The organism is Aphanizomenon sp. CS-733/32 (genome assembly GCF_028330045.1).
Taxonomy (GTDB): Bacteria; Cyanobacteriota; Cyanobacteriia; order Cyanobacteriales; family Nostocaceae; genus Dolichospermum; species Dolichospermum gracile.
Genome location: NZ_JAQMSE010000005.1, coordinates 1 through 7,683, shown reverse-complemented (window position 1 = coordinate 7,683; position 7,683 = coordinate 1). Strand labels below are relative to the sequence as shown.

Annotated in this window: 5 protein-coding genes; 2 read left to right on the top strand and 3 right to left on the bottom strand. The window is 37.3% G+C overall.

The genetic code is table 11. The features are described 5' to 3' along the window. Window positions 1-427: 427 nt before the first annotated feature. Window positions 428-1,954 carry a glycine betaine ABC transporter substrate-binding protein gene (locus PN471_RS00285; protein WP_271775187.1) on the bottom strand — a complete coding sequence of 509 codons (1,527 nt, stop codon included), beginning with the start codon at window positions 1,952-1,954 and terminating at the stop codon, window positions 428-430. A 195-nt stretch (window positions 1,955-2,149) separates the two neighbouring features. Then, entirely contained in the window at window positions 2,150-2,917 is a 768-nt protein-coding gene (locus PN471_RS00280) for an ATP-binding cassette domain-containing protein (RefSeq protein ID WP_271775186.1), read from the bottom strand. Window positions 2,918-3,258: 341 nt separating this feature from the next. Between PN471_RS00280 and PN471_RS00275 the strand changes: the two genes are divergently transcribed. Together PN471_RS00275 and PN471_RS00270 are read left to right on the top strand one after the other, a co-directional pair. After that, complete coding sequence (locus PN471_RS00275) at window positions 3,259-5,520, top strand: amylo-alpha-1,6-glucosidase (RefSeq protein WP_271775185.1); 2,262 nt, start codon at window positions 3,259-3,261, stop codon at window positions 5,518-5,520. Between the two features lie 677 nt (window positions 5,521-6,197). Then, window positions 6,198-6,884, top strand: coding sequence for a hypothetical protein (locus PN471_RS00270; RefSeq protein ID WP_271775184.1), 687 nt, complete (start codon window positions 6,198-6,200; stop codon window positions 6,882-6,884). Window positions 6,885-7,220: 336 nt separating this feature from the next. Here PN471_RS00270 and PN471_RS00265 read toward each other — a convergent pair whose 3' ends face one another. Continuing rightward, on the bottom strand, window positions 7,221-7,421 hold the full coding sequence (locus PN471_RS00265) for a hypothetical protein (protein WP_271775183.1): 201 nt from the start codon (window positions 7,419-7,421) through the stop codon (window positions 7,221-7,223). Window positions 7,422-7,683 lie beyond the last annotated feature (262 nt).

Below are 7,683 nucleotides of genomic sequence, written 5' to 3'. Positions count from 1 at the left end.
TCCAGATTGCATTGTGCTGTGGAAGGTTTGCTGATTTTTCTAATTGTCCGATACCTGATAAGTAGATGATACTTTTTATCAATACACTATTTTACTACTTTGTCAATGCGTAAGTCCTAGACAACAGGTTAACTTAAATTTATTTAGGGATTGCTAAAAAAAATGTAATTTATTATGTTACATAATGAATTGCAGAATATGGGATTAGAGGTTGTTTGAAAAGTATTAGATGAAACTAGTAATTTCCAAAAACCTAACCCCCCAGCCCCCCTTCCCTGCCAGGGAATGGGGTTTTTAAAGCCTCTCCCCGCGTCGGGGAGAGGTTTGGAGAGGGGTTTATTTATACATTAGAAACTTTTAAAACATCCTCTTAAACAAAGCAAAAAACCTATGGAAATTGCTGATAAAACTTTATAAGTTTTAAAAATCATAATTGTTGAGATTTTAACCACTCACTGACAACTTTTTCCACTGGTTGAGATTGATTATCTACTTGATAATTCATCTTTTGGATCGCCGTTGTCGAAACTTTACCTCCTAATTGATTAATGGTATGTGTTAATTCTGGATATTTTTGGAGAATTTCTTGATTAAAAATAGGTATAGCTTGATATGGTGGAAAGTATTTTTTATCATCTTTTAAAATCACCAAGTTTAACACTGGAATTAAACCATCTGTAGAATTTGCAGCAATAAAATCTACTTGTTTTTCTCTTAATGCTTGATACATTAATCCTAATTCCATTTGTTTGATATTAGCAAATTTTAAGTTGTAGGTTTTAGATAATCCTGGATAACCATCTGCTCTTTCTAAAAATTCATACCCAAATCCTGCTTTCATTTGCAGACTATATTTACCAATTTCCGAAAGGCTTTTAATTTGCCATTTTTCGGCATCTTCTCCTCGGATAATCATGGCAAAGGTATTCTCAAATCCTAAAGGCTTCATCACTGCTAATTTCAATTTTTGATCATAGTATGCTTTGACTTTCTTATAAACAATTTCAGGATCACTAATTGGTTTTTCTTTCAAAATAGTCGTAAATGAAGTTCCTGTATATTCTACATAGCCGGCAATTTTTCCCGCTTTTACTGCTTCATGAGCGATAAATGTTCCGCCTAAATTAAAACGACGATCTACTTTTAATTTGGTATGATTTTCTATGTGTTGTGCTAATATTTCTCCTAAAATTACTTGTTCTGTAAAATTCTTTGAGCCGATGATAATTGTTGCGGGTTTTTGCTGATAGTTAAAGGCAATTAATCCAGCTATAATTAAAGAAACAATTCCTAAGACAATAGCAATTTGACGATTAAATTTACCCTTTTTTTCAATTTTGTTGGTGAGCCTTTTTTCTAATAATCCTAAACCGAAATCTGCACTCAAAGCAATCAAAGCTGCGGGGACTGCTCCGGCTAAAATCAATTCATTATTAACTGTGGAAATACCGCGAAAAATAAATACTCCTAAACCACCACCACCAATAGCAGCAGCAATTGTGGCAATTCCTACGGATATAACTGTGGCTACTCTTACCCCTGCTAAAATGACTGGTAAAGCCAGGGGAATTTCTACTTGGAATAGTAATTGTTGATCTGTCATTCCCATGCCTATCCCCGCTTCTTTAATGGCGGGATTGATGCTATTAATGCCAATATAGGTATTGCGAATTATGGGAAGTAAGGCATAAAGAGTTAAGGCAACTATGGCGGGGATTTTGCCAATTCCTCCCAGAAAAGGTACGGAAATTAAAAAGCCGAAGATGGCTAAACTAGGGATGGTTTGAATGGCATTTGCTAAACCAAGAATGGGGGAAGCTAATTTTGATTGACGAGTGATCAGAATGCCGACAGGAAGACCAATGGAAATTGCTATTAATAGGGATATAATGACTAATATTAAATGTTCTCCACTGTGGACAATTATTTCTGTGCCGTATTGAAATAAAAACATAATTTCTGGATTTATTTATCTAACTTTAATGGATCTACTGTTTCCTTTATTTAAAACAAAATTTATTGTGGGTTGGGTTAAGTAAGGTTCACGTAGTGTGCCGAAAGCATAACCCAATACTCCTTGCTATCTTGTCGCTAATGTTGGGTTTCACTTCGTTCAAACCAACCTACAAAAATTAAATTAATATTCATTCTAATTAAGTTGTTCCCAATTATTACTAGTATTTAAACAAGCTAAAAATGCTTTTGCTTCTGGATGTTGAGATTGGAGAAATTCTCTTCTCGTTCCTAGTACGACTAAATTTCCTTCAGCCATTAAACCAATTCTGGTGGCTAGAAAGAAGGCTTCTTGAATGTCATGGGTGACAAATATCACGGTTTTTCCTAATTGTTGTTGTAAATATTGAAATTGTTGTTGTAATTCTAAACGGGTAATTGGGTCAAGTGCGCCAAAAGGTTCATCCATTAATAGTATAGGTGGATCTGCGGCTAATGCTCTAGCAACTCCCACTCGCTGACGTTGACCTCCTGATAATTGATGGGGATAACGTTGAGCAAATTTTTCTGGTTCTAATCCTACTAAGTTTAACATTTCGTAGACTCTATTTTGAACTTTCTGTGGTGACCATTTTTCTAAAGATGGGACGAGTCCGACGTTTTCCGCGATGGTAAAATGGGGAAATAAACCGATTTCTTGGATGACATAACCTATTCGTCTTCTCAGTTTAATGACATCCCAGTTAGTTGTGGGACGATTTTGGACTAAAACTTGTCCTTGGGTGGGGACAAGTAAATGATTAATTAATTTTAAAGTTGTAGTTTTGCCACTGCCACTGCGTCCTAATAAAATTAAGGCTTCCCCTTCATGAATACTCAAATTTAAGTTAGATAATAGGGGACGATGATTAATGGTAAAACTGGTGTTTTGAAACTCAACGGCAATTTCTGATGGTGTTGGCATAATGGTTGCGTTAAACACAATTAAGGTGGTTATATCCCCGACTTCTTAGAGAAGTCGGGGATCTTATTGGTTCCGTATGAAAAGAAACAAAGGTGGTGAGTATTTATTATTCACCTCTTTCTACTTTTATGAGATTTTATGCCTGAGTAAGTATTCTCTACCCCTAGCATCTCTCAATGTTGAGGAAGGAATAAACTATTGGAAAACAGCCAGTTTTCAGGCTTGACTTCTAATTAATAAGGTATACATTTATAGAAATTCATTGTCTTTGATTTAATTACTTTTCTCTTTTAACAGTATTGATTTGAGCAAATTTACACCTGTATAGGTAACTTTGGCTAATGACACCGGATACATTGATGACTCTAGAAACAATTGTCCTCGACAACAGAACTTTTACTCCCGCAGACCAAAAAGAGATTTCCGAATGGCCTTGTGTTGTCAGTCAAAGACCACAGCCAACCATTACAGTTAAAGATGATGATTTGTTCCTAGTGACAGATACGATGGGGAATATTTCCGATTGTTACCTTTATGGTAGCACTCCTAGTATGGGGATGTTTTGCCGTGATACAAGGTTTTTGAGTCGTTTGGAGTTACAGATTGAAGGGCGATCGCCTATATTACTGAGTAGCAACGCTGATAAGGGATTTGCCCTCTCGGTCTTATGCACCAATCCTGATTTAGACAATCTTTTTCAGGCTGATACTGTGGGTATTCGTCGAGAACTGGTTCTGAATGGGGCATTATTTGAAGAAATAGAAGTTGCTAATTACAACACTACCAGCATTGTTTTTGAATTGAGTCTGAGTTTTGAAGCTGATTTTGTGGATTTATTTGAAGTGAGAGGTCATCATCGCCAAAAACGGGGCAGACTTTTACACTTAAATGAATTAACATCTGATCATGTTGCACCTGTGTCTCCTCAATCCTACAAAGAAGAATCTCTTACCCTAGCATATCAGGGTTTAGATGGTTCGATTATGGAGTCTCTAATTCAATTTCAGCATTTGCAACCAAATCGGTTTCACGGTTATACGGCAGTTTGGCGGATAGAATTGGCGGCTCATGAAACTAAGAAGCTAGGTTATCGACTGAATATGTTCACTGACAATCAACCTAGTTCTACTATCAGTGCTGCCTCTACTTTAGCACAGGCAAAAGCTGCTGAATTAATGGAGGAGCAAAATTGGTTGCAGCAAATTACCCGGATTAGCTCAGACAAAAGTCTTTTTAATCGCGTTATCTCCCGTGCTGAACAAGATATATATTTGTTGCTTCAGTCCTTTGGCAAACATAAAACTGTTTCTGCTGGAGTTCCTTGGTTTTCCACTTTGTTTGGTCGAGATTCCATCATTACTGCGTCCCAAACCTTGATGTTGAATTCCAAAATTGCCAAAGAAACCTTGCTACTATTGGCAGAATATCAAGGTCAAACGGATAATATTTGGCGGGAAGAAGAACCGGGTAAGATTTTACATGAACTGCGGTTGGGAGAAATGGCTAGATGTCAAGAAATTCCCCACACACCATACTATGGTACGGTGGATGCTACCCCACTGTGGTTAATGTTGTATGCTGAATATTACAGTTGGACTCATGATCAAGAAACCTTGGAAGCACTGTGGCCAAATGCTTTAGCGGCTATGGGTTGGATTGATCGTCAAATCCAAGAAACGGGTTATCTCAGCTATGCTCGTAAATCTAAAGGTGGTTTAATTAACCAAGGTTGGAAAGATTCGGGTGATTGTATTGTCAACCGCAAAGGGGAATTAGCCATTGGTCCGATTTCTCTGTGTGAGGTGCAAGCTTATGTCTATGCGGCGAAAAACCGCCTCGCAGAAATTGCCAAAATCCAACAACGCCCAGATTTAGAAGAACTTTGGCAAAAAGAAGCTAGACAACTCAGGGCTAAATTTAACCAGGATTTTTGGTTAGAAGATGAAGATTTTTGTGCTTTGGCTTTAGATGGAGAAGGTAAACCAGTAGATAGTATTAGTTCTAATCCTGGTCATTGTTTAAATTTGGGGATATTTACCTCTGCAAAAGCCTATAGTGTGGCGGAAAGATTGGGTGCGGCGGATATGTTTAATGGTTGGGGAATTAGAACTTTAAGTAGTTTGTCACCTGCTTATAATCCGATGGGTTATCATACTGGTTCAGTTTGGCCTCATGATAATTCTATGATTGCAATGGGATTGCGATCGCTCGGTTTAATAGATCAATCTCTGGAACTATTTCAAGGGTTATTCAACATGACCTCCCAGCAACCCTATCAACGCCCCCCAGAACTATTTTGCGGCTATGAAATGAACGGTGATAATTCTCCCGTCCAGTATCCCGTTGCTTGTACTCCCCAAGCCTGGGCTACAGGTAGCATTTTTCAACTATTGCAAATGATGGTGAATTTAGTCCCAGACGCACAGAATAATTGTTTGCGAATCATTGACCCCGCCTTACCAGAATCAATTAATAATTTATCTTTTCATAACTTGCGTATTGGTGGCACAATTTTAGATTTAGAATTTGAACGAGTTGGTAGCACTACCGCTTGTCGAGTTGCGAAAAAACGCGGTAACTTGCGCGTCGTCATTGAAGCTTAAAGGGAGCAAAATTTGAGAATATTCTGTAGGGGTTTCCCCGCCCTCAATTATCAATTATATAGGGTTTCCCCGCCCTCAATTATCAATTATATAGAGCCATTTCTGACAATTTACCTAACTAGCAACTTACATTATTAGAGGCAGAGCCTCATCAACTGCATTCCTAGTCAGAGACTAGGAACGAGGTGTGGTAGGGATTTGAGCTTAAGTTGACACCATTAGGGAGAGGGGTTCTTGTACATCAGAGCAAGAAGCGTTGTATTGCATCAAGCGTGATAACCGCTATGGCAAAAGTTAATTAAACTTTCATCTGTACTTGATGTTAGCTTTATTTTTCCTATGTTAGACTTGCCTAAGTTCTAGAAACTCACCACCCAGTATTTTTTAGGGTAATCACATAGAGCAGGTTTTCAGGGATTTTGATGAATTTTGTCCATCTAGGATAACTCAATCTTCAAGCAAATCATCAGTAATCATTTGTCTGTCGCCATTAAGTACAACAATTACAAAAATAATCCGGGATGTCAATTTACTTGGCTCAATAAATTTGAATTGGGCTAACTTTATATAGCTTGATTGTAGTTGTGCTGATGAATATTTCTAGCATCCTAACTGGGTACGTCTTTTATCCAACATATCAAAAATATCTTTTCCCAACTATTGAGGTTGATTAATTCATGGTTACTAGTATTAGACAAACCGTTCGGGGGATAGTTTTTACAAATCGCCACTTAGCAAGACTTTACTATTTTTTGAGTTTTTCTCGCCCAGTTTTACCACAATGGGTTGGCGCTGATTACTACCGCGAAAAATCATCTTGGGAATTACAACCAGAACGTTGTCCATGTGATCTTGAATTAGTTGAATATTTACAAAAGCATAATATCCAAGATCAAACTATCTTTCATTTTGGCACAGGCTCTCATCATATTCTAGGATTGGAAAATCAGAAATTTTCTCAACCCAATGAAATTATTGGGATTACAGGTTCTGCACCCGAACATCAAGAATATGTCCGATTATCTCTTAAAGATCGTCTATTGTTCAAGTATTACAAAGTTCTCTGTACAGATATATACACTTTGACAGACCGTTCTTTACCCATGCTCGATGTAATTTCTCTGTTTCATCTAGGCGAATTTTATATGCCTGAAGAAGCGCCTTTTTTGCATCATAATGAAGAATCTCTTCTGGGGATGTTTCTGAGTAAACTCAATCCTAATGGCAAAATTCTCTTCTATACAAAATCAATTGGCTGGGGTCATGCTCAACCAATAATTGAATCATTTGTAAAAGAGGGAAAAATGCACAAAATTGAAGAATACAAGAACTTATTAGTGTATGCCAAATGTAGTCTAAACTGATCCAGATAGCAATAAGCAGTGAACACCACTGTTCACTGTTCACTGTTTTACATGAAAAGTGCTGCAAAAGCTTTGAGTTTAAACGTAACCGTTCAGGGGGGTAGGAGAGCGATCGTAAAAAATTCCCCAAAAATCTGTTAAATCCCACATTATGCACTTCATTTTGTAATAGGACTTACGCCAAATATCTCTCAAACCTCCTTTCCTTCCTGTTCTTTGCCCCTTCGTGGTTCATTGGAAGAAGATAAAAAAGAGGATAGGTAAATCTTTCACATACCCAACTTCTTGGAGAAGTTGGGTATCTTGTTGTTCATATTTTTTTGTCTAAATATTGAGTTAGAGAGGATTATTTTCCATGAAACTTTGTATTTTTGCATTAAGTCTTTTTTCACCTTCACGCTTCATAGATACTGCTTGTTTTTTAGCGTTTTCTACTGCTTCTTCAATAGCTTTTTGGTTTGCAGCCATGAAAATCATATCAATAATAGAACCAACTATGAACGGTAATAAGATTATTAAAAAAGCTACTCCACCCATGGATGTAGTAGCAGGTATACCGAATATAAAAAACAAGCAACCGATACTACTACATCCAGGAAAGGCTTTCTTCTCCGCTTCTTTTTTTGCATCAGCAATAAGTTGATCAGCTTTTCCTTCTATCCCACATTCCGCACCCCAAAATATTACAGAGGGAAATTACGGAGATGAAAATCGAAGGGAGCATCAAAACAAACAGACAAAGTGAAAAAAGGCATTTGAGAAACAGTAAATCACCAAAAATGTCATCAAAATCTATTCT

Bases quoted from the DNA above. Each gene is read 5' to 3' on its own strand.
- PN471_RS00285 (WP_271775187.1), bottom strand. From the start codon at position 1,954: ATGTTTTTATTTCAATACGGCACAGAAATAATTGTCCACAGTGGAGAA.
- PN471_RS00280 (WP_271775186.1), bottom strand. From the start codon at position 2,917: ATGCCAACACCATCAGAAATTGCCGTTGAGTTTCAAAACACCAGTTTT.
- PN471_RS00275 (WP_271775185.1), top strand. From the start codon at position 3,259: ATGACACCGGATACATTGATGACTCTAGAAACAATTGTCCTCGACAAC.
- PN471_RS00270 (WP_271775184.1), top strand. From the start codon at position 6,198: ATGGTTACTAGTATTAGACAAACCGTTCGGGGGATAGTTTTTACAAAT.
- PN471_RS00265 (WP_271775183.1), bottom strand. From the start codon at position 7,421: ATGGGTGGAGTAGCTTTTTTAATAATCTTATTACCGTTCATAGTTGGT.